The organism is Streptomyces ficellus, assembly GCF_030406405.1.
Classification (GTDB): Bacteria; Actinomycetota; Actinomycetes; order Streptomycetales; family Streptomycetaceae; genus Streptomyces; species Streptomyces ficellus_B.
Genome location: NZ_JAUEPL010000026.1, coordinates 31,245 through 52,291, shown reverse-complemented (window position 1 = coordinate 52,291; position 21,047 = coordinate 31,245). Strand labels below are relative to the sequence as shown.

21 protein-coding genes are annotated in these 21,047 nt (G+C 72.3%); 18 read left to right on the top strand and 3 right to left on the bottom strand.

The annotated features are described in order from the left end of the window. The first annotated feature begins 238 nt into the window (after window positions 1-238). The 11 genes from QWM81_RS18100 (at window position 239) to QWM81_RS18050 (ending at window position 7,696) form a co-directional block, all read left to right on the top strand. Window positions 239-415: a hypothetical protein gene (locus QWM81_RS18100; RefSeq protein WP_290113085.1), complete on the top strand. Its 177-nt coding sequence runs from the start codon at window positions 239-241 to the stop codon at window positions 413-415. Between the two features lie 183 nt (window positions 416-598). Then, window positions 599-1,471 (top strand): TolB family protein, encoded by an 873-nt coding sequence (locus tag QWM81_RS18095; RefSeq protein ID WP_290113083.1) that lies wholly within the window; start codon window positions 599-601, stop codon window positions 1,469-1,471. Between the two features lie 196 nt (window positions 1,472-1,667). Then, complete coding sequence (locus QWM81_RS18090; protein ID WP_290113082.1) at window positions 1,668-1,952, top strand: hypothetical protein; 285 nt, start codon at window positions 1,668-1,670, stop codon at window positions 1,950-1,952. Between the two features lie 102 nt (window positions 1,953-2,054). Continuing rightward, window positions 2,055-2,879 carry a helix-turn-helix domain-containing protein gene (locus tag QWM81_RS18085; RefSeq protein WP_290113081.1) on the top strand — a complete coding sequence of 275 codons (825 nt, stop codon included), beginning with the start codon at window positions 2,055-2,057 and terminating at the stop codon, window positions 2,877-2,879. After that, a complete protein-coding gene (locus QWM81_RS18080; protein ID WP_290113080.1) occupies window positions 2,876-3,121 on the top strand; it encodes a DUF397 domain-containing protein in 246 nt (81 codons plus the stop codon). The genes QWM81_RS18085 and QWM81_RS18080 overlap by 4 nt, the downstream gene beginning before the upstream one ends. Beyond that, window positions 3,118-3,279 (top strand): hypothetical protein, encoded by a 162-nt coding sequence (locus QWM81_RS18075; RefSeq protein ID WP_290113079.1) that lies wholly within the window; start codon window positions 3,118-3,120, stop codon window positions 3,277-3,279. The genes QWM81_RS18080 and QWM81_RS18075 overlap by 4 nt, the downstream gene beginning before the upstream one ends. 149 nt (window positions 3,280-3,428) lie before the next feature. After that, window positions 3,429-3,860, top strand: a complete 432-nt coding sequence (locus QWM81_RS18070; protein ID WP_290113078.1) for a hypothetical protein — start codon at window positions 3,429-3,431, stop codon at window positions 3,858-3,860. A 66-nt stretch (window positions 3,861-3,926) separates the two neighbouring features. Beyond that, window positions 3,927-4,487 (top strand): RNA polymerase sigma factor, encoded by a 561-nt coding sequence (locus tag QWM81_RS18065; protein WP_290113077.1) that lies wholly within the window; start codon window positions 3,927-3,929, stop codon window positions 4,485-4,487. 278 nt (window positions 4,488-4,765) lie between these two features. Then, window positions 4,766-5,521, top strand: coding sequence for a hypothetical protein (locus QWM81_RS18060; protein ID WP_290113076.1), 756 nt, complete (start codon window positions 4,766-4,768; stop codon window positions 5,519-5,521). A 304-nt stretch (window positions 5,522-5,825) separates the two neighbouring features. Continuing rightward, window positions 5,826-6,593 carry an RNA polymerase sigma factor gene (locus QWM81_RS18055; RefSeq protein WP_290113125.1) on the top strand — a complete coding sequence of 256 codons (768 nt, stop codon included), beginning with the start codon at window positions 5,826-5,828 and terminating at the stop codon, window positions 6,591-6,593. Continuing rightward, window positions 6,593-7,696 carry a hypothetical protein gene (locus QWM81_RS18050; protein WP_290113075.1) on the top strand — a complete coding sequence of 368 codons (1,104 nt, stop codon included), beginning with the start codon at window positions 6,593-6,595 and terminating at the stop codon, window positions 7,694-7,696. The genes QWM81_RS18055 and QWM81_RS18050 overlap by 1 nt, the downstream gene beginning before the upstream one ends. Window positions 7,697-8,164: 468 nt before the next feature. Here the strand turns inward: QWM81_RS18050 and QWM81_RS18045 are convergent, their stop codons facing one another. Continuing rightward, complete coding sequence (locus QWM81_RS18045) at window positions 8,165-9,001, bottom strand: L,D-transpeptidase family protein (protein WP_290113124.1); 837 nt, start codon at window positions 8,999-9,001, stop codon at window positions 8,165-8,167. Between the two features lie 228 nt (window positions 9,002-9,229). Here QWM81_RS18045 and QWM81_RS18040 point away from each other — a divergent pair, with 228 nt between their 5' ends. After that, window positions 9,230-10,810 carry an acyl-CoA mutase large subunit family protein gene (locus tag QWM81_RS18040; protein WP_290113074.1) on the top strand — a complete coding sequence of 527 codons (1,581 nt, stop codon included), beginning with the start codon at window positions 9,230-9,232 and terminating at the stop codon, window positions 10,808-10,810. 116 nt (window positions 10,811-10,926) lie between these two features. Here QWM81_RS18040 and QWM81_RS18035 read toward each other — a convergent pair whose 3' ends face one another. Further along, window positions 10,927-12,249, bottom strand: coding sequence for a polysialyltransferase family glycosyltransferase (locus QWM81_RS18035; protein ID WP_290113073.1), 1,323 nt, complete (start codon window positions 12,247-12,249; stop codon window positions 10,927-10,929). Continuing rightward, complete coding sequence (locus tag QWM81_RS18030) at window positions 12,246-13,223, bottom strand: glycosyltransferase family 2 protein (RefSeq protein WP_290113072.1); 978 nt, start codon at window positions 13,221-13,223, stop codon at window positions 12,246-12,248. Before QWM81_RS18030 ends, QWM81_RS18035 begins: the two co-directional genes overlap by 4 nt. A gap of 166 nt (window positions 13,224-13,389) precedes the next feature. Here QWM81_RS18030 and QWM81_RS18025 point away from each other — a divergent pair, with 166 nt between their 5' ends. The 6 genes from QWM81_RS18025 (at window position 13,390) to QWM81_RS18000 (ending at window position 20,868) form a co-directional block, all read left to right on the top strand. Then, window positions 13,390-14,661 (top strand): DUF6716 putative glycosyltransferase, encoded by a 1,272-nt coding sequence (locus tag QWM81_RS18025; RefSeq protein WP_290113071.1) that lies wholly within the window; start codon window positions 13,390-13,392, stop codon window positions 14,659-14,661. Next, a complete protein-coding gene (locus QWM81_RS18020) occupies window positions 14,658-15,872 on the top strand; it encodes an acylneuraminate cytidylyltransferase (protein WP_290113069.1) in 1,215 nt (404 codons plus the stop codon). The genes QWM81_RS18025 and QWM81_RS18020 overlap by 4 nt, the downstream gene beginning before the upstream one ends. A 179-nt stretch (window positions 15,873-16,051) precedes the next feature. Continuing rightward, entirely contained in the window at window positions 16,052-16,939 is an 888-nt protein-coding gene (locus QWM81_RS18015; RefSeq protein WP_290113067.1) for an N-acetylneuraminate synthase family protein, read from the top strand. 62 nt (window positions 16,940-17,001) lie between these two features. Beyond that, entirely contained in the window at window positions 17,002-18,036 is a 1,035-nt protein-coding gene (locus QWM81_RS18010) for a hypothetical protein (RefSeq protein WP_290113065.1), read from the top strand. Between the two features lie 214 nt (window positions 18,037-18,250). Further along, the gene (locus QWM81_RS18005; RefSeq protein WP_290113123.1) at window positions 18,251-19,462 is read left to right on the top strand and encodes a M20 family metallopeptidase; all 1,212 of its coding nucleotides are present in this window, start codon (window positions 18,251-18,253) and stop codon (window positions 19,460-19,462) included. Window positions 19,463-19,827: 365 nt separating this feature from the next. Continuing rightward, window positions 19,828-20,868: a BMP family lipoprotein gene (locus QWM81_RS18000; RefSeq protein ID WP_290113063.1), complete on the top strand. Its 1,041-nt coding sequence runs from the start codon at window positions 19,828-19,830 to the stop codon at window positions 20,866-20,868. The last annotated feature ends 179 nt before the right edge of the window (window positions 20,869-21,047 follow it).

Sequence of the window (21,047 nt, the reverse complement as noted above, 5' to 3'; positions counted from 1 at the left end):
TCATCACACCGAGCCACGGTCCCAGATGACGCAAGGTCGCCGAGACGGAACCCCGTTGATCGCAATCACGGAATTTGTGCCTGATCCTACTTCTGCTCGACAAAGCCAACTCGGCCACTGACAAGACCCTGCCTGCTTGGGCACGACTCCAGTGTCACAGCCGGGTGGTATCCATGGGCCCCATGAACGCCGAGCGCGCCGACCCTGCTGGCCTCGCCGCTCTTCGCGCGGCCTCGCTGTGGACGACGGCGGTAAATCCGCCCTGGGCTGGCAGGCCGGGCACGCCTTCGAGGCGGAACACGGCATCGTGCTGACCGAGCCGTACCGGACGTTCGTCGCCGAGATGACCGAAGGGTCCTACGCCGGGCCGCCGGACTACGGGCTTGGGCGGAGAATGCGGGGGAGCGGCGGCTGAACGGTCACGTCGGTCGCAACCCGGAATCGTCAGTCGGGTATGCCCTGGACGTCGCCGGGTGGTGTGACGTTTTTTGATCTCTCCACGCTCCTCTTGATGGGTCGGGAATCCCGGCTATCGATCGAAGAAGGAGCTCAAGTGCGTCTTTCGCACGTAGCGTTGTCCCTTGGAACCGCTTTTGTGATGAGTCTGCCGGTGGCGGGCACCGCACAGGCGGACGAAGCCGTGGGCACCGGCGGGTTGACCGTCACCGATCACAGTGCCGCTGCCCCGGCCATGCGGGTCATGGACCCGGTGACCGGCGCGGTCTCCGGCGTTCTCGCCGAAGGGGTGGATGGCGTTCTGTCCACCAAGACCGGCCAGGTCGCCTACATCCGCTACCGCGACGAGTGCGTGCAGGAGACCGAGGGTTGCGTGCGCATCCCGGATCTCGTGACAGCGGCTGTCGACGGCACCAACCAGCGCGTCCTCGTGGAGAGCGTCCAGGACGAGGGCGGTGACTACTACATCGGCCGCCCGGACTGGTCGCCCAACGGCAAGCGGGTGCTGTACGACACTCCGCGCGGCCTGGAGTGGATCGGGGCGGACGGCAGCGGGTCCGAGATTCTCGCGTCCGGGCGTGCCGGCACCTTCTCGCCCGACGGCAGCAGCATCGCCTTCATGGCCACCACCCAGTACGAGTCGTGGGACGGCTGGGAGTACAGCCAGGACGTGCACGTCATGGATCTCGCCACCCGCCAGGTCCGCCCCCTGACCAGGCAGCAGCACGCCACGGAGGCGCCCGACTGGTCCCCCGACGGGCAGCGCATCGTCTACGTCGCCGAGTACGGCGTACGTGTGGTCGAGGTGGCGACCGGCACCGTCACGGAGATCCCCACCCCCGGACTCTCGAACTTCCGGACCCCGGTCTTCTCCCCCGACGGCAGCGCGATCGCCTTCCACGCCCTCGACGACTCCACCGGTACGGGCGCCGTCTACGTCGTGGACGCCGATGGCGCGAACCTGCACGTGCTGACGGACCGGGCCGTGACCCTCACGGACTGGATCAGCAAGTAGAACGAAAGGGGCCGCCCGCCGATCCGGGCGGGCGGCCCTTCGTTCGCCGGGGGCAGGGCAGGCCGGGGTCATCGAGAAGAAGCTCTTGGAGGCCCCGCGCCCTGACCTGCCTGATCCGGCCTGAGCGGGGGACCCGGGTCGCAGGAGGGTGCAGGCCCGGGACGGTGGGAGGTCGGCGATGGTGAGGGGTCGGCGAGTGGATCCCGTGCAGATCCTCGCCCGGGTCGGCGACACCGACCCGGACGTCGGGGGGAACGAGGAGGCGTACCAGGAGTGGGTGTACCTGGCGCGCAAGGCCGGGTGGGAGGTGGTCGAGAGCCCGGGGTTCCAGGAGCCGAGGGATGGCGGTCCGGAGTGCGGGCTCGTGGAGATCGAGGGGCTCGCGTACCGCATTCACTACGGGCTCAGGGCCCGGCTCGACATGACGGACGGCGACTCGACGGTTCTCGCGTACGCCGCCTGGGCGGAGCCCGTACAGTGAGTAACTGTACGGGTGCGGAGGGTGGACGGTACGCGCGACCGCCTGTGAGCATGGGTGACTCGATAAACGGGGTGGACCACGAACGACCCGGGGGTCACCGGCATGACAGAAAGCATCATCGAACCCGAACGGTCCGAGAGCCTCAAGACCTTCGGCGCCGTGCTCCAGGCGTTCCGCGAGAACGCGCGGTACACGCAGGAGGAACTGGCGACGGAGCTGGGGTACTCGGTCCATTACCTCGCCTCCGTGGAGCAGGGCCGGCGTTTTCCCACACGGGAGTTCGTCGAGCGGGTGGAGGAGAAGCTCCAGGCCTTCGGCGCGCTGCGGAAGGCGTCACAGCACCTGACCCGGAAGCCGGGGCTGGCGGTGTGGTTCCGGAAGTGGGCGCTGCTGGAGGCGTCGGCGATCAGCCTGGACACGTACGAAACCCGGGTGGTCCCTGGGCTGTTGCAGACGGAGGCGTATGCGCGGGTGCTGTTCCGGGGCCAGTTGCCGCCGCTGAGCGACGAGCAGGTGGACGCGCAGTTGGTGGCGCGGCTGGAGCGGCAGAAGTTGCTGCGGGAGCGGCCGAACACGGCGTACAGCTTCGTCATTGAGGAGCACCTGTTCCACCATCAAGTGGGCGGGGTGGAGGTGACGCGGGAGCTGCTGGATCATGTGCTGGACGTGATGGAGCTGCGGAACGTCTCCGTGCAGGTGCTGCCGTTGGAGCGGGGGCAACATGCCGCCTTGGATGGGCCCATTCAGTTGGCGGAGACGCCGGAGCATCAGTGGCTCGGGTACTGCGAGGGGCAGCGGACCGGGCTGTTCATCGTCGACCCGAAAGAGATCAGCGTGCTTCATATGCGCTATGGGAAACTGCGAGCGCAGGCCCTCACTCCGGAGGACTCCAAGGGCCTGCTGTCGCGACTGCGAGGAGCGCTATGAGCACCAACGAACTGGCCTGGTTCAAGAGCAGCTACAGCGGAGGCGACGGCGACAGCTGCGTCGAAGTCGCCCTCTCCTGGCACAAGTCCAGCTACAGCGGCGGCGATGGTGACGACTGCGTCGAGGTCGCCACCTGCCCCTCCACCATCCACGTCCGCGACTCCAAGGTCCCCTCCGGTCCCCAGCTCGCGCTGACGCCCGCCGCCTGGTCCTCCTTCGTCCAGTTCACGGTGGCTCGTTGACCACCGCCCCCGTCAACGCCGATGACGTCCTGTCCGCCGTCCGCCTCGCAGCGTCCACCCTCCGCCTGGCGGACGGCGACGCCGACTGGGACGCGAAGGCCGGTCGCCTGGCCGACCCTTCTGTGGGCCACCGGCCGGGGCGAGATCCCCGGCCGTGAGCGGCTCACTGCGGGCTGGCGCTAGTACGGAGCCGTCGCAGACGACTGAGTCGTGCGAATGGTTGTACGGGTGGCGTGAAGTCGCCGTATGAGAAGCGACACGCTCCGTTTCGCGTGACGGTTGTGACGCGTGCGTCGCTGGGTCATGCATGGATGGGGACTTCAGAACACTGCCGGGCGCGCGGAACGTCCGCGCCTATGTGACGCAGTTCGTGGCGCGGGTGACCGAGCGGAACCGGTTGCCGCTCGACTACAGCGTCGCCAGCCTGCGACTCGTCGACCTCGTGGTGGACGGGCTCCGGCGTGACCAGCCCGAACGGTCGCGGGTCGAGCCGTTCCTGTGCGGGCTCGGTGCGTACACCGGCGAGGTGATCGTGCGGCGCGCCGGGGCGCAGTGGGTGGACTTCGACGCCGAGCAGCGGGCGTTCTTCGGGCAGCCCGTCGGCATCCGGATGCCGGACGGGCGCGCATGGAACCCGCTCGGCAAGGTCGTCAACCGGTTCGAGGCCGGGTCGGAGGAGTCCGTACAGCACTTCTACCTGATGCTGCACGGGCGGGCGGGACGCCAGGTGCTCCTGTGACGTTTTCGCGTGGGCGCACGCAGAACTGGTTGGGGGAACCGTGATGGGCGGCACGAAGAGGGAAACGTGGGGGCGTACGACGCGGAGCTCGGCGCTGCCGTCGAGCGCGCCCAGCAAGGTGACGAGGACGCGTTCGCGCGGGCGTACCGGCTGGTCCACCCGGGGCTGCTCGGCTACGTACGCGGGCTCGTCGGCGACGACGCCGAGGACGTGGCCGCCGAGGCGTGGCTGGAGATCGCCCGTGACCTGGGGCGGTTCCGGGGCGACGGCGCCGGTTTCCGCGGGTGGACGGCGACGATTGCCCGCCACCGGGCGCTGGACCATCTGCGCCGGCAGAAGCGGAGCCCCCGTACCTCTTTAATCGAACAGGACGTACTTGACCTGCCGGGCGGCCAGGACACGGCTGCCGCCGCGCTGGAGAGCCTGTCGACGGAACAGGCGCTCGCGATGATCCGCGGGCTGCCGCGTGAGCAGGCCGAAGCGGTGCTGCTGCGGGTGGTCGTGGGGCTGGACGGCCCCGCGACCGCCCGGGTGCTGGGCAAACGGCCAGGCGCGGTGCGCAGCGCCGCGCACCGAGGACTGAGGAAACTTGCCGGGCGACTGGCGCAGGGCGGAGCGAGGGGATGAGAAGGGACAGCGAGCCGCGAGATTCGCAGGGTCCACGGGACCCGGAGGGTCGGCGGGATTCGCAGAGTTCGCGGCAATCGCAGGGTGCGCGGGATTCGCGGGGCGCGCGGCAGTCGCGGGATCTGCCGGGGGCGCAGGGTCTGCGGGGATCGCGGGGTCTGTTGCATGCGCGAGGCGCCCCTGATCCGCAGGATTCGCGTGGGGCGCGGGATTCGCGGTCGGCGCGCGGCGGTGACCGTGGCGAGTCGGCGGCTGTCGTGTGGCGTGGTGAGATCGCCGTGCCCGCCGCGCTGCTGGCGGCGGCCGTGCGGGGCGGCGAGGTCGACCCGGTGGGCGAGGAGCGGGCGGTGGCGGCCTTCCGGGCGGCCCGTGACGAGGGCGCGCTCGCCGTACGCGGCACCCGGCGGCGCGACGACTGGCGGCCGGCCCGCGAGCGGCGTCGCAGGCGTTCGCTGCGGGCCGCGGCGATGGGGTTGGCGGCGACCGTGCTGCTCGGCGGTGTCGCGGTGGCGGCGCAGAGCGGCGCGATTCGCTCGCCGTTCGGCGGCGGCAACGGCGGTGGTGACGGCGGCGGCGCGGTTCCGAAGCCCGGCGTCTCGACGGCGGCCACGCCGTCCCGCGCCGTGCCCGCGGCGCCCCTCGCGGAGCGGCCGCGCGGCAAGCAGCACCGCCCCACGGCCCGGCCGACGCACTCGGTGCGCCCCTCCGATACGGGCACCAAGACGGTTGGGCGCCCGGAGGGGAAGCCGACGCCGAACACGCCGAACACGCCGAAGCAGGGCCCGAAGAGCGGTGGCCGGAAGGCGGGTACGGCGGGCGGTTCGGGCGCGCCCGGCGCGAAGCGGGGAGCGGAGCCTGGCGCCGGCGGCAACTCGGGCACGGGCGCGGGCGGTGGCGCGGCCACGGGCGCGGGCACCGGCGGGCATGCGGGCACCGGGAGGATGACGCCGGGCCCGAAGACCGGTAACGCCGGCATGAACCCGCCGCACACCAATGGCAACGGCGACGGCAAGGCAGAGGCAACGGCGCGGTGAAGGTCGACGACATGGGCCGGAACCACCGGGGCGGCACGCCATGAGCACCCGCGTGCGGGGCGGAGGACGACCGGGGCCGCCACCCCCCACAGGAGAGGCCCCGGTCGCCGTCCACGGGTCCGCGGTACGGCCCCGTACTCTTATCAGCGCCGCGCCTGCGTTTTCTGTCACACCGCACCCCGTCACCGTGATGTTGCAGCTTGTACAGGACATGGACGTGACGCCGGATGACCACGTAGCGTGCTCCTGCCCGCCGGGCGGAGCGACGGCGGTGACCAGCCGCGATGACGAACAGGTAGTGGGAGTGCTGGGGGACGACGCGGAGCTGACCACCGCGGTGCTCGCGGCTCAGGACGGGGACGAGAACGCGTTCCGTGCTGTGTACCGTGCCGTGCATCCGCGGTTGCTCGGCTACATACGCACGCTGGTCGGCGACGCCGACGCGGAGGACGTCGCGTCGGAGGCCTGGCTGCAGATCTCCCGCGACCTCGACCGGTTCAGCGGGGACGCCGACCGGTTCCGGGGCTGGGCGGCGCGCATAGCCCGCAACCGCGCCCTCGACCACTTGCGTATGCGGGGCAGGCGCCCCGCCATCGGGGGAGACGAGACCGAACTCACCGACAAACCGGCCGAGTCCGACACCGCGGACGAGGCCATGGAAGCGCTGGCCACCGGCCGCACCATGGATCTGATCGCACAACTGCCGCAGGACCAGGCCGAGGCCGTCATCCTGCGCGTCGTCGTCGGGCTGGACGCGAAGAGCGCCGCCAAGACGCTGGGCAAGCGGCCCGGCGCCGTACGCACCGCCGCCCACCGCGGACTGAAGCGGCTCGCTGAGCTGCTCGGCGCCGAGGACGCCGCGGGCCTGGATGGCCCGGGCGCGGACGGCGCCGGCGTGGACGGCGCGGGTGCCGATGGCGAGACCGCGCCCGGCGCGGGCGGCGTCGGCCGCACCGGCGAAACCGCGCCCGGCGCACTGGGTGGCGTACCGCCGCAGCCCAAGCGCCGCGTGGGTTCCGTGGCACGTACCGGTGTGACGCAATGGCGCTCGCGGACGCAGAAGGACATGTGATGGCCGACGAGCGGGATGAATGGCTCGACCAGGACGCGGCGGAGAGACTGCTGCGGGGTGAACCTGTCGGCCCTGTCGACGATCACGCGCGGGAGCAGGCCCGGCGGGTCGCGCGTGCGCTGGAGGCCATGCGCGCCTCCGTGGACCCCGCCGCGGGCGAACTGCCCGGTGAGGCGGCGGCGCTGGCGGCGTTCCGCGAGGCGCGCGCCGCGAAGGGCACCGGGCCGCGCGCGGCGAACGGTGCCGGGCCGCGGGGCGCGGTGACGGCCCCGGGCGCGTCGTCGGATCTCGGCACGGTGCGGATTCAGGGGGTGCCCCGCCGCCGTGCGCGCTGGGCGCGGCCCGTGCGCTGGGGCCTGGCCGCGTCGGTCGCCGGACTGGCGGTCGGGGGCGTGGCCGTTGCCGCCGGTACGGGTGTGCTGCCCGTCCTGGGCGGTGACCGCGAGCCGGTGCCCGCCTCGTCGGTGACCGCCGCCGCCACACCCACGTCGGGTGGTCAAACCGGCGGGACGGATTCCGCCACACCGGGGACGCCCAGCGCGCCGGGGAGCGTGGCGCCGTCCACGTCGGCGGGACAGGGTGCGGACGCGGGCGGTACGGAGCGCGTTCCGGGGCGGCCGGACCCCGAGCGGACCGGGAACGGCGACGACGGCTCGGGGCGGCCCGGGAGCGGCACGGGTGCCACCGATGGCGGCGCGCCGGGCTCGGACGACAGCGCCGTTACCGTACGGGCCTGCCGCGACTACCGCGCCGGCCGCCTCGACCGTGAGCGCCGCCGGCAGTTGGAGGCGCAGGCCCGGGGCGCGGCCAACGTCAAGAGCTTCTGCGACCGGGTGCTGGCGGGCGCCACCCGGCCGGGCACGGGCGGCGGCGCCGACACCGGGACGGGCACCGGGACCGGGACCGGCGGCAAGGGAACCGGTGGCAAGGGCGCCGATGGCGGCAAGGGCACCGGCGGCCAGGGTGACGACGGTGGCGGCGACAGCGGCGAGGACGGTGCGAAGAACGGCGGTGACCCCGCCGACTGGGACGCCACGCAGCCGTCCGCCTCCTGGAGCCTGGCCCCCGCCCTCTCCGTACCGCAGCCCGCCGCGGCCTCCTGAGCCCCCGGCTCCCTCTGCGGCCTGCCGGGCCCGCCCTTCCCTCTGCGGCCCCGCCGGACCCGCCCTTCCCTCTGCGCCCTCCTGGGCACGCCGGGCTCCCACTGCGCCCCTGCTCGCCCTTCCCGCCGCGTCCTCCTGGGCCCGCCGCCTCCCTCTGCGGTTTGCCGGGGCCGCCCCCTCCGCGGCGTTCCGAGCCCGCCCCTTCCTCCGCACGTGTGCGGCCCCCGGCACCCCCCGGCCCCCCCGCACCCCTCCCACCTGCGGAATCCAAATTTCTTCCGCAGGGGTGTGACGTTTTTCCACCCCGTGGCGCAGTAATGAGTGAGCCGACTGGTCATCGGCAGCGCGAAGAGCCGGGGTTCCCCCCGTACCTACGGCTCAGCGCACATGGCGCGGGCGGGACACGTTCCCCCGGTCCCGCCCGCGCCCTCTCCCCACCCATGAGCGCCGATGAGCGCCATGAGCGCCCTACCAGTGGACGACGACCTTGTCGCCGAGCTTCACCTGGTCGAAGAGCGCCGCGACCCTCCCCTTGTCCCGGACGTTGACGCAGCCGTGCGAGGCGCCGTTGTAGCCTCGGGCCGCGAAGTCGGACGAGTAGTGCACCGCCTGACCGCCGCTGAAGAACATCGCGTACGGCATCGGCGTGTCGTAGAGCGTCGACACGTGGTCACGGCTCTTGGAGTCGACCTTGAACGTCCCTTCGCGGGTCGGGGTGTTCTCCGAGCCGAAGCGGACGTCCATCGCCGAGACCACCTTGCCGTCGATCATCCAGGCGAGGGTCCGGCTCTCCTTGCTGATGCACAGCACGCGGCCCGTCAGACAGCGCGCGTCGGGCTTGTCCAACTCGTTGGCGGTCGGCGGCCGCAGCTCGGCGCCGGTCGGCTCGCGCGTCATCGCGGTCAGCTTCCGCCACGTGGTCTCGTCGACCTTGCCGGTCGTGGGCAGGCCGCGCCCCCGCTGGAAGGCCGAGACCGCCTCGGCGGTCATCGAGCCGTAGAAGGCGGTGGGGCTGCGGTGGAAGTGGCCGAGCTGCCGCAGCCGCGCCTGCAACTCGCGAACCTGCTCGTTCTCCGTACCCTCCGCCATCAGCACCTTCGCCGCCGCCGCGGCCGGCGTCGCCGTGGCCGTCACCGTCGCGGGAGGCGCGGTGGCGGACGGTTCGGCGTCCACCGGGGTGGCGGCGGAAGGAGATGACGAGACTCCGGTCGCCCCCACGGCCTGAGCGGTGCAGCCGGTGGCCAGGGCGACCGCTGCGACAGCCGGAAGGGATCGGCGCAAGGATCGGCGCAACGATCGGCCCATCGATCGGCGCAGCGATCTGCGTATGACGGACGTACGGTTCATATGAGCCCCCCGAAGTGAATGTGTGTACCTAAGGGATGCTTCGCAGGCGTGCTTGGTTGCGCACCGCGACGCATGCTGTGAGCAAGGTCCCAGCGCGTGGCTCTCCACCCGTCGCACGCCCGCCGCTACAGTCCGTGGCGAGGGTCGGTACCAGTGAGTAGGTTTCTCATCGGAAGGCACAAGGACATGGCGCGCGAGTCGGAGTCGGGACTTCCCATTGAGCCGGTGTACGGGCCGGACGCCCTCAGCGGGTGGGATCCCGACGAGAAACTGGGCGAACCGGGCTCGTACCCCTTCACGCGCGGTGTCTACCCGACCATGTACACCGGCCGGCCCTGGACGATGCGGCAGTACGCCGGTTTCGGCACCGCCGTCGAGTCCAACGCCCGCTACAAGCAGCTGATCGCCAACGGCACGATGGGCCTGTCGGTCGCCTTCGACCTGCCGACGCAGATGGGGCACGACAGCGACGCGCCCATCGCGCACGGCGAGGTCGGCAAGGTGGGTGTCGCGATCGACTCGATCGACGACATGCGGGTGCTGTTCGGCGGCATCCCGTTGGACAAGGTCTCCACGTCGATGACGATCAACGCGCCGGCCGCCCTCCTGCTCCTCCTCTACCAACTCGTCGGCGAGGAGCAGGGCGTCCCGGCGGACAAGCTGACGGGCACGATCCAGAACGATGTGCTCAAGGAGTACATCGCGCGCGGTACGTACATCTTCCCGCCCAAGCCGTCGCTGCGGCTGATCGCGGACATCTTCAAGTACTGCAAGGCCGAGATCCCGAAGTGGAACACCATCTCGATCTCCGGCTACCACATGGCGGAGGCCGGGGCCTCGCCCGCGCAGGAGATCGCCTTCACGCTCGCGGACGGCATCGAGTACGTCCGTACCGCTGTCGCAGCCGGCATGGACGTGGACGACTTCGCGCCCCGCCTGTCGTTCTTCTTCGTCGCGCGCACCACCATCCTCGAAGAGGTCGCCAAGTTCCGGGCGGCCCGGCGGATCTGGGCGCGGGTGATGAGGGAAGAGTTCGGCGCGAAGAACCCCAAGTCGCAGATGCTGCGCTTCCACACCCAGACGGCGGGCGTGCAGCTGACCGCCCAGCAGCCCGAGGTGAACCTGGTGCGCGTCGCCGTGCAGGGCCTGGCGGCGGTGCTGGGCGGCACGCAGTCGCTGCACACCAACTCCTTCGACGAGGCCATCGCGCTGCCGACCGACAAGAGCGCCCGCCTCGCGCTGCGTACGCAGCAGGTTCTGGCGTACGAGACCGACGTCACCGCCACGGTCGACCCGTTCGCCGGGTCGTACGTCATAGAGACGATGACGGACGAGGTGGAGGCCGCCGCCCTGGAGCTGATGGGCAAGGTGGAGGACATGGGCGGCGCGGTCAACGCCATCGAGCGCGGTTTCCAGAAGAACGAGATCGAGCGCTCCGCGTACCGCATCGCCCAGGAGACCGACTCCGGCGAGCGCGTCGTCGTCGGCGTCAACCGCTACACCCTCGACGAGGAGGAGCCCTACGAGCCCCTGCGCGTCGACCCCGCGATCGAGGCCCAGCAGGCGGAACGCCTGGCCAAGCTGCGCGCCGAACGCGACCAGGCGGCGGTCGACACGGCGCTCGCCGAGCTGAAGAAGGCGGCCGAGGGCACGGACAACGTCCTCTACCCGATGAAGGACGCCCTGAGGGCACGGGCGACGGTGGGCGAGGTGTGCAACGCGCTGCGGGAGGTGTGGGGCACGTACGTCCCGACGAACGCTTTCTGAGCCGAGGACGGTGCTCCCCCGCACGGGGGCGGGGCGCTTGACCCTGATGCCTCGCCATCGCGAAGCGATCGGAATGTTGCGCCCCGCCCGCCCAGGAACGGACGTACGCGCACGCCTCAGCGGCCGAGTGCCGCGCGCTGGAGGTGGCGGGCTCGGCGGGCCAGGCGGCGGGTCACGGCGTTGCGGGGGAGCGGGAGGCCGCCCGGGAGGCCGAGGACGGTGAGGCGGCGGCGCTTGAAGTAGCGGTGGGTGCGGGGGGACAGGTGCGCGGCGAGGTAGCGCTCGGCCGCCGGGCGCAGGTCCGGGCGGAGCCGGGGCTGCATCGCGAAGCCGACGGCGTCCAGGAGGCCGGCGGGGTCCGGGACCTCGCCGGACCGGTCGACGCCCTCCAGGTCCGGCAGCAGCGCGTCGGCGATCGTCACCGGCACCCGGTTGCTGTTCTGGTACGGGGCGAGGCGGTCCAGCAGCGGGGCGGTGCCCAGCCGGGCGACCGGCAGGCCGTAGAAGCCGCTCGCGGTGAACAGCGCGGTCGAGAAGCAGCCGGCGACCAGCGCGGGCCGCAGCCGCCGGAACAGCACCTCGGCGAGGACGGGCCGCCCCAGGACGGTCAGTTCGGCGCCCAGCGCCTCCGCCTCCCGCTCCAGGGCCCGCGACCAGGAGGCAGGCGCCACCGGGTGCGGCTTGAAGACGATCCTGCGGTGCCCGCGCGCCACGGCGCCGCGCACCATCCGCAGGTGAAGGTCCTCCTCCTCGGCGGGGGAGAGGATGCCGAGGGCGGACAGGTACTGGCCCAGGAGCAGCGCCGCGCCCTCCTCGGCCTCCGCCCGCGGCACGTCCTCCGCCCTCGGGTCGTCCTCGGCCAGCTCGTCGACGACCTTCCGGAACGCCTCCGCCGGCACCACCTCGGGTACGGCCCCGAACTCCGCCAGCAGCAGCGGCCGCAGCCCCGGCACCAGCTCCAGGTGCAGCAGCCGCCGCACCCGCTCGCCGACCAGTGGGTCGAGCTTGTCGCGGGTGGGGCCGTAGCTCATCAGCCCGTCCGCGTACACATCGATCGGCGCGTCCGGGAACAGCTGGACGACCGTGAGCGCGGGCGCGACCTGGAGCGATTCGACAACCAGCTCGACCGGCTCCTCGCCCAGGCCCCACAGCAGCCGCAGATGGCGCTCCCACAGCGGCACGTCGTCCGGCCGGGGCGCCCAGCCGGCCGGGTGGAGCGGCGCGATGGTGTCGTTCCAGGACAGTACGGCGTCGAAACGGCCGCGCAGCCGCTCGAAGCCGGGCATCCGGTCGAGCGGGACGGCCGTCTCCGGGACGGCCGCGGTGGTGGCGACCAGCAGCAGCCGGCGGTCGGCGGGCGCGAAGCAGCCGCTGTCGAGGGCGGCGGCGAGCGTGACCGCGCCGTACAGCGTGGAGGCGTAGAAGATCTGCGTGCTCATGCGGCGGCCCCCACCCGCACCGGGCGGCGGCGCAGCCTGCGCAGCCGGGACGCGCGCTGGGCGTCCATCGTGTCGAGGGCTTCCGTCAGCACGTCCTGCGGCATGCGCCGCAGCGCCGCCGCGCTCATGGCGCGCAATTTCCGGGCGACCGGCGCCTCGAACCGTTCCACGGAACTCAGATGGTGCGCGATGATCGCGCAGTAGGTGCGTACGGCTTTCGGCAGCAGCCTTTCCGCGTCCGTGTCCTTCGCCGTTTCTTCCAGAACCTGGTCGAAAGCGCGGATGAAATCCAGCTGCCGAATGTCGCCGATTTGTGTGAGCGATGAGGAGATGCCGCGCCGGTAGAAGATTCCGAGCGCACTGATCGCCGCGAAGGAATCCGCCTCCCGGTGCAGCCGCCATATCCACGGCCGGTCCTCGGCGGTGCGCAGCCCGTCGGTGAAGCGCAGCAGGCCCCGGTCGGCGAGCCGCCGGTGGTACATCCCGGCCCAGGCGTACGGGTAGTCCACCGAGGTGGACCGCGCGGCCGGCAGGATCGCGTCGCGCGGCCGCAGCACCACCCCGCGCCGCCCCACCGGCACCCGGTGCACGGAGCGGGAGGTGCCGGTGCACCGCACATGGTCGGTGCGGACGAAGTCGCAGCCCAGCGCCTCGATGGCGGCGAGGACCCGGGCGAGGTGGCCCGGCGCCAGCCAGTCGTCGCCGTCGAGGAACGCGAGGTACTCGCCACGGGCAGCGTCGATACCGGTGTTGCGGGCGGTGGCCAGCCCGCCGTTGCGTTCACGGGCGATCAGCACCGCCCCCGGCAGTTCGCGCGCCGCGCGCCGCAGGACGTCGGCCGTCCCGTCCGTCGAGCAGTCGTCGACGAGCAGGAATTCGAAGTCCTCACGGGCGTTGGCACGCAGGCTCATCAGGGTGTCGGGCGCATATGTGTGCACGTTGTAGAACGGCACGACGACGGAGAGCTTGACCACCCGGAAGACGCTAGGGGCAGCCGCCGTCATTCGGGCCGACCGGGGGAGGGATGCGCGATGAACACTGAGCGGCGCGCTCATTAACCTCATTGCCGCAGGCCGCTGTTCACCCTTTGTTGCGGCCGAGTTGGGCCGCGCGGACGGATGCCTTCCTAACGTCCTCGGCGTGCCATCACGCAACAGTGAAGCGGTGCGGGTCGCGGTACTCGCGGACTCCGACACCCGATGGAAATGGGGCGCCCTGACGGCGCGCCGCATCACCCCTTCCGGCGCCCGGCCGACCGGCTTCCTCCTGCGCGGCCGGGCCACCCCGACCGCGCGGCAGCTCGCCGAGGTCGGGGTCGCCGGGGCGGAAAGCGCCCGCGAGGTGACCGGGGCGGAGTTCCTGCGGGCGGTGCGGGACGAGGCGTACGACGTGGTCGTCCTCGCGCTCGTCGGCGGCACCGTCCAGGCGATGCTGCACGGCCTGGCGGGCCTGGCGCTGCCGCGCCGCCCGGTCATCGTCACCGGCTATGTCGGCGTCGTGTACGAGAAGCTCGCCGACGGGCTGCTGCTGCGGCACGGGGCGGATGTCGTCCTCGCCAACTCACCGGCCGACGCGCGGCGTTTCCGTGCCGTGTACGAGGGCGTCGGCGCCGACGCGTCGGCGGTGGTGGAGGCGGCGCTGCCGTTCCTCGGCGGGGCGCGGTACGCGCCGGTGGAGGGGCGCGACACGGTGGTCTTCGCGGCGCAGCCGTCCGTACCGGCGTCGCGGGCGGACCGCGCGTACCTGCTGCGCAGGCTCGTCGAGCACGCCCGGCAGCACCCGCACCGCGAGGTCCTGCTGAAGCTGCGCTCCAAGCCGGGCGAGCACACCACGCACGTCGAGGAGTTCCCGTACCAGAAGCTGGTACGCGGCCCGCTCCCGCCCAACCTGCGGCTGGTCCACGGCCACATGGGCGAGGTCCTCGACCGCACCGACCTGCTGGTCACCGTCTCCTCGACGGCCGCGCTGGAGGCCCTGCACCGGCGTATCCCGACGGCCGTCCTGACCGACCTGGGCGTGCGCGAGGCGCTCGGCAACCACCACTTCATCGGCTCGGGCCTGCTGACCTCCTGGGACCGGCTGGACGCCGGCCACCGTCCGGAGCCGGACGCGGGGTGGCCCGCGGACCACGGCGTGGCGCCGGACGGCGCGTACGAGACGCGCTTCGACGCGGCGCGCGAGCGGGTGCTCGGCCTGCTGGCCGCCCCCGCGCTGCCCCCGGTGGAGCCCTATTACACGCCCACGACCGCCCCCGGCTACCTGCCCGGCGTGCTGGCCCGCCACCGCCTGGACGCGACCGAGCCGCCCTCCACCGGCGCGCTACGGCGCGTGCTGCGTGAGGCGGCGCGGGGCGTGTACCGGCACGGGGTGCAGCGCGTGGCCCCGGTGATCCGCCGCCTGGGGGAGCTGTGAACGACCGGCCGATACCCGCGACGCCCGCCCCGCGCCCCACCGTCCTCGCCGTGATCCCCGCCCGCGGCGGCTCCAAGGGCGTCCCCGCCAAGAACCTCGCCCCGGTGGGCGGCGTGCCCCTGGTCGCCCGCGCGGTACGCGCCTGCCTGGGCGCCCGCCGGGTGACGGACGTGGTCGTCTCGACGGACGACCCCGCGATCGCCGCGACCGCCCGCGCGGCCGGCGCCGAACCCGTCCACCGCCCGGCCGCCCTCTCCGGCGACACGGCCACCAGCGAATCGGCCGTGCTCCACGCGATGGACGCGCACGAGGCCCTGCACGGCCGCCGCGTGGACGTGGTCCTCCTGGTGCAGTGCACCAGCCCGTTCCTGACCGCCTCGGAGGTCGACGCCGTCGCCGCCCGCGTCCTGGATGAGGGCGCCGACACGGCCCTCACCGCCGCCCCCTCGCACGGCTTCCTGTGGCGCGGGGCCGGCGACGCCCACGGGGTCAACCACGACAAGGCCCACCGCCCCCGGCGCCAGGAACGGGAGCCCGAGTACCTGGAGACGGGCGCCGCGTACGCGATGGACGCCGCCGGCTTCCGTACCCACCGGCACCGGTTCTTCGGCCGTACCGCGCTCGTCGTCACCGACCCCGCCCGCGTCCTGGAGGTCGACGACCCCCATGACCTCGCCCGCGCCCGCGCGCTCGCGCCCCTGCTGGACGAGCCGGGCACGCCCGCCCTCCACGACGTGGACGCGGTCGTCCTCGACTTCGACGGCACCCAGACCGACGACCGGGTCCTCGTGGACCGCGACGGGCGCGAACTCGTCGCCGTACACCGGGGTGACGGGCTCGGCGTCGCCGCGCTGCGCCGCGCCGGTGTCCCGCTGCTCATCCTGTCCACCGAGAAGAACCCCGTCGTCGCCGCCCGCGCCCGCAAGCTCGGCGTCCCGGTCCTGCACGGCGTCGACCGCAAGGACCTCGCGCTCAAGCAGTGGTGCGACGAGAACGCCATCGACCCCCAGCGGGTGCTGTACGCCGGCAACGACGTCAACGACCTGCCCTGCTTCGGCCTCGTCGGCTGGCCCGTCGCCGTCGCGACCGCCCACGACTCGGTACGGGCCGCCGCCCGCGCCGTCACCGCCACCCCGGGCGGCGCCGGGGCCATCCGCGAGATCGCGGCCTGGCTGCTCGGCCCCGAGCTCACCGCCCTCCCCACGGCGTAAGCCCACCACGCAAGCCCACCCCGCACGCCCACCACGCAAGCCCACCCCGCACGCCCACCACGCAAGCCCACCCCGCACGCCCACCCCGCAACCCCACCGCACAAGCCCACGCGGACCGCTCAGCCCCACCACGCGACCCCACGTACACCGCTCACCCCACCACGTAAGGAACCCGCACCATGAACCCCCGCCTGCGCACCCTCGGCCGCAAGACCGCCGGGCCCGGCCGGCCCGTCTACATCACCGGCGAGATCGGCATCAACCACAACGGCGACCTCGACAAGGCCATCGCCCTCATCGACGCCGCCGCCGACGCGGGCTGCGACGCCGTGAAGTTCCAGAAGCGCACCCCCGAGATCTGCACCCGGCGCGACCAGTGGGACATCGAGCGCGACACGCCCTGGGGGCGGATGACGTACATCGACTACCGCCACCGCGTCGAGTTCGGCGAGAGCGAGTACCGCGCCATCGACGAGCACTGCCGTGAGCGCGGCATCGACTGGTTCGCCTCCCCGTGGGACACCGAGGCCGTGGCCTTCCTGGAGAAGTTCGACGTCCCCGCCCACAAGGTCGCTTCGGCGTCCCTCACCGACGACGAGCTGCTGCGCGCGCTGCGCGCCACCGGCCGCACCGTCATCCTCTCCACCGGCATGTCCACGCCGCGCCAGATCCGCCACGCCGTCGAGGTGCTCGGCAGCGACACGATCCTGCTGTGCCACGCCACCTCCACGTACCCCGCGCGGGCCGAGGAGCTGAACCTGCGGGTGATCGAGTCCCTGCACCGGGACTACCCCAACATCCCGATCGGCTACAGCGGCCACGAGACGGGCCTGCAGACCACCCTCGCCGCCGTCGCCCTCGGCGCCTGCTTCGTCGAGCGCCACATCACCCTCGACCGCGCCATGTGGGGCTCCGACCAGGCCGCCTCCGTCGAACCGCAGGGCCTCACCCGCCTCGTACGCGACATCCGCACCATCGAGACCGCGCTCGGTGACGGCGTCAAGAAGGTGTACGAGTCGGAGCTCGGCCCCATGAAGAAGCTCCGCCGCGTCCCGGCCACCGTATGAAGCCGCCGACCCCCCTCAAGCCGCCGAGCCCCCGGAAGCTCCTGACGACCCCGAGGCCGCGTATGACGACCGCGAACCTGGCCTTCGTCGAGAGCCCGGTCCAGCTCCTGAACGTCCTGGAGTGGGCCCACGCCTCGCGCACCGGCCAGGATCTGACCTGCGTCGTGCTGTCCCCGACCGACCCGATGTCCCGGGGCCAGCTGCGCCGCATGGCCCAGCTCGCCCGCGACGAGGGGTTCACGGTCCGCTGGCAGGAGGCCCGGGGCGGCCGTGGCTCCCTGGCGCGGGCGCTGCGGGACCTCGCGCCGGCCCTGGCCCGCGCCGAGCGCGTGATCGTCGGCGATCCGTTCTCGCGTTACGTACAGCTGCTGCTGACGCTCTTCGGCCCGCGCAGCCTCACGGTCGTCGACGACGGCACGGCCACCATGGAGTTCGCCGCCCAGCTCTCGCGGGGCGAACGGCTCGTGCGCTGGCACCGCCGTGGCGTGCGGGGCCCGCGCGAACTGGCCCTCGCCCCGGTCACGGCGCTGGCCCGCCGCCGGCTCGCGCCGGGCCGCGACCGTACGGTCGAGGTCTTCACCGCCCTGCCGGTCGAGGCGCCGGCGGGCACCACCATCACGCCCAACCGGTTCGACTGGACCCGCGGCCGGTTCGGTCCGCCGCGCCTGACGCGGGGCGCGGACCTGGTCGGCACCTCGCTGGTGGAGACGGGTGTGCTGGACGCGGACCGCTACGTCGACGCCGTCGCCGCGCTGGCCGCCGCGCACGGCGCCACCCGGTACTTCGCGCACCGCCGGGAGGCCGTCGAGAAGCTGCACCGCATCGCGGTCGGCACGGGTCTGGAGATCGTCCGGCCCGACCTGCCGCTGGAGCTGATAGCCCGGCGGGGCCCGATCGGCCGTACGGTGGTGAGCTTCCCGTCCACGGTCGTGCACACCCTGCCGCAGGCGCTGGCGGGCACCGGCGTGGCGATCACCGTGTGCGCGATAGCGCCGGAGTGGCTGCGCGACACCGTCCCGCCACGGGCCAGGGGCTTCCTGGCGGGCGTGGCCGAGTCGGCACGGTCCGCGCATGGGCTGTCACTCACCGGAGCGTGACGTGGACGCGAAGGCGGCGGCCGGGACAGGACCGGCGCGGATCGAGAAGGACCGAGAAAGATCGACAAAAGGGCGAAAACGCGTGAGCTTACCCACTTCACCTGGCCTTCAAGCCCACCGTCCCGGGTTTCTTTCCCCTATCGGGCTGAAGTTTTGTAGATCACACGTTAGTTGAGGGCAAAACGCGCCTACCCTTTCATGGGTGAACAAGTTGATGTCCCGCGACTCCGAAACAGACGTTCCCGGCGATACGCCTCTCCTCGGCACGCTGCCCGAGTCCCTGCGTGCCGAGCTGATCGCCTTCCGCCGGGATCTGCACATGCACCCAGAGCTCGGCAACCAGGAGTTCCGTACCACCGCCGCGCTCAAGACCCGCCTCGAAGCGGCCGGGCTCAGCCCCAAGGTCCTTCCCGGCGGCACGGGGCTGATGTGCGACGTCGGTACGTGGGACGGCGTACGCCCCATGCTCGCCATCCGCGCGGACATCGACGCGCTGCCCATCCCGGACACCAAGACGGACGTGCCGTACCGCTCGACCGTGCCGGACCGCGCGCACGCCTGCGGACACGACGTGCACACCACCGTCGCCCTCGGTGCCGGCCTGGTGCTGGCCGCGATGGACCGCGAGGGGCTGCTGCCGAACGCCGTGCGCCTGATCTTCCAGCCCGCCGAGGAGGTACTGCCCGGCGGCGCCGTCGACGCCATCGAGGCCGGCGTGCTGGACGGCGTCGGGCGGATCATCGCCGTGCACTGCGACCCGCGCGTGGACGTGGGCCGTATCGGGCTGCGCACCGGAGCGATCACCTCCGCGTGCGACCGCCTGGAGGTCACCCTCGACGGGCCCGGCGGCCACACCGCCCGCCCGCACCTGACGACCGACATGGTCACCGCCGCCGCCCGCGTCGCCACCGACGCGCCCGCGCTGCTGTCCCGCCGGATCGACGCCCGCTCCGGGCTGGTCCTGACGTGGGGCCGCATCGAGGCGGGCCACGCCCCGAACGTCATCCCGCAGCGCGCGGAACTGGGCGGCACGGTGCGCTGCCTGGACCTGGCGGCCTGGCGCGACGCCCCGGACCAGGTCTACGCGGCGATCGACGAGGTGGCGACGCTGCACGGCGCCAAGTGCCAGATCGAGTACGTACGCGGTGTCCCGCCGGTCATCAACGACGCCTCCGTCGCGCAGCTGCTCCACGACGCGATGGCGGCGCGCTGCGGCGCGTACGCGATCGAGGACACGGAACAGAGCCTTGGCGGCGAGGACTTCTCCTGGTACCTGGAGCACGTCCCGGGTGCGATGGCCCGCCTCGGCGTCCGCCGCCCGGGTGACACGACGCGCCGTGACCTGCACCGCGGTGACTTCGACGTCGACGAGGCGGCGATCAAGGTCGGCGTCGAGCTGTTCACCGCCGCCGCGCTGCTCGACTGACCGCCGCCGCGCCGCCCGCCCCACGCCCGCCGCCCGCCCCACCCCGGCGTAAACGGGCCCCGTGCCGTCCGCCACGTACCCCGTGACGGGACCAACTCCTCACCGCCCGCCGCCCGGCACGGACCCCCGTGCCGGGCGGCGGCCGTTCCGGCGCCCCCCTCGCGCCTCTGCTGCCCCCTTCACGCCCCTGCCGCCCTGTACGCTCCGTGGTATTCCTGCCACACAGCGCCCCTGTTCCGGCTGGTTCGCGACGATCCGATAACGACTGATGAACAGGTCTTTAACTGACATCTACGCGCGTTACGATCGCCGCGAAACCAGCGCCGGAAGAGGCGCTTTCGGTCAGTCTCGAAGGGACCCTCCTCTTGCGCCGGGTATCCAAGATCGCTGCCGCGTCCGTCGCGACCGCGGCCCTCGCTTTCACTGCCACCGCCTGCGGCGAGTCGTCCACCGAGTCGTCGGGTGCCGGTAACGGCAAGCTCAGGATCGGCATGGCCTACGACGTCGGCGGCCGTGGCGACAACTCGTTCAACGACTCCGCCGCTCGCGGCCTCGACAAGGCCAAGGCCGAGCTCGGCGCCGAGACCAAGGAGCTGACCGCCAAGTCCGGCGAGACCCCCGCCGACCGCGAGCAGCGCCTCGCCTCGCTCGCCGAGGGCGGCTACAACCCCGTCATCGGTGTCGGCTTCGCGTACAAGGACTCGATCGACAAGGTCGCCGCCAAGTTCCCGGACACCACGTTCGGCCTCATCGACTCGGTGTCGAAGCACAAGAACGTCGACTCGATCGTCTTCACCGAGGAGCAGGGCTCCTACCTCGCCGGTGTCGCCGCCGCGCTGAAGTCCAAGGACGGCAAGATCGGCTTCATCGGCGGCGTCGACCTTCCGCTGATCAAGAAGTTCGCCGCGGGCTTCCAGCAGGGCGTCAAGGAGACCGACCCGAAGGCCTCCGTCCAGATCCAGTACCTGTCCACCGGCTCCGACCTCTCCGGCTTCGGCTCCCCGGACAAGGGCAAGGCCGCCGCCAAGGGCATGCTGGACAAGGGCATCGACGTGATCTTCGCCGCCGCGGGCGGCTCGGGCGCCGGCGCCATCGAGGCCGTCGCCGCCAAGCCGGGCACGTGGGCCATCGGCGTCGACTCGGACCAGGCCAAGGACCCGGCCCTCGCCAAGTACGCGGGCTCGATCATGACCTCGGTCGTCAAGAACGTCGACACCGGTGTCTTCGAGCTGGCCAAGTCCGTCAAGGACGGCAAGCCGCTGACCGGCACGCACGCCTACTCGCTCGCCGAGAACGGTGTCTCCCTCACCACCACGGGCGGCCACCTCAAGGACATCCAGGCCAAGCTGGACGAGGCCAGGAAGAAGATCGTGGACGGCCAGATCAAGGTCAAGACCACCCTCTGACACCTTGTGTCGCGGGGCCCGGCGGGTGGCTTCGGCCGACTCACCGGGCCCCGATTCACGTACGCCTTCGGGCAGTTCAACAATTTGGCGGCGCTACGCGCGTAGCAAGCCGCCCACGCGGTAGTTTTCGCCACCTCACCGCCTCTGCTCCTCCGCTCCCTGCCTAGGAGAGTGCGCCA

Excerpts from the sequence above, each read along its gene's own strand:
- QWM81_RS18095 (WP_290113083.1), top strand. The coding sequence starts at position 599 with ATGAGTCTGCCGGTGGCGGGCACCGCACAGGCGGACGAAGCCGTGGGC.
- QWM81_RS18085 (WP_290113081.1), top strand. The coding sequence starts at position 2,055 with ATGACAGAAAGCATCATCGAACCCGAACGGTCCGAGAGCCTCAAGACC.
- QWM81_RS18080 (WP_290113080.1), top strand. The coding sequence starts at position 2,876 with ATGAGCACCAACGAACTGGCCTGGTTCAAGAGCAGCTACAGCGGAGGC.
- QWM81_RS18070 (WP_290113078.1), top strand. The coding sequence starts at position 3,429 with ATGGATGGGGACTTCAGAACACTGCCGGGCGCGCGGAACGTCCGCGCC.
- QWM81_RS18050 (WP_290113075.1), top strand. The coding sequence starts at position 6,593 with ATGGCCGACGAGCGGGATGAATGGCTCGACCAGGACGCGGCGGAGAGA.
- QWM81_RS18045 (WP_290113124.1), bottom strand. The coding sequence starts at position 9,001 with ATGGGCCGATCGTTGCGCCGATCCTTGCGCCGATCCCTTCCGGCTGTC.
- QWM81_RS18040 (WP_290113074.1), top strand. The coding sequence starts at position 9,230 with ATGGCGCGCGAGTCGGAGTCGGGACTTCCCATTGAGCCGGTGTACGGG.
- QWM81_RS18035 (WP_290113073.1), bottom strand. The coding sequence starts at position 12,249 with ATGAGCACGCAGATCTTCTACGCCTCCACGCTGTACGGCGCGGTCACG.
- QWM81_RS18015 (WP_290113067.1), top strand. The coding sequence starts at position 16,052 with ATGAACCCCCGCCTGCGCACCCTCGGCCGCAAGACCGCCGGGCCCGGC.
- QWM81_RS18010 (WP_290113065.1), top strand. The coding sequence starts at position 17,002 with ATGACGACCGCGAACCTGGCCTTCGTCGAGAGCCCGGTCCAGCTCCTG.
- QWM81_RS18005 (WP_290113123.1), top strand. The coding sequence starts at position 18,251 with ATGTCCCGCGACTCCGAAACAGACGTTCCCGGCGATACGCCTCTCCTC.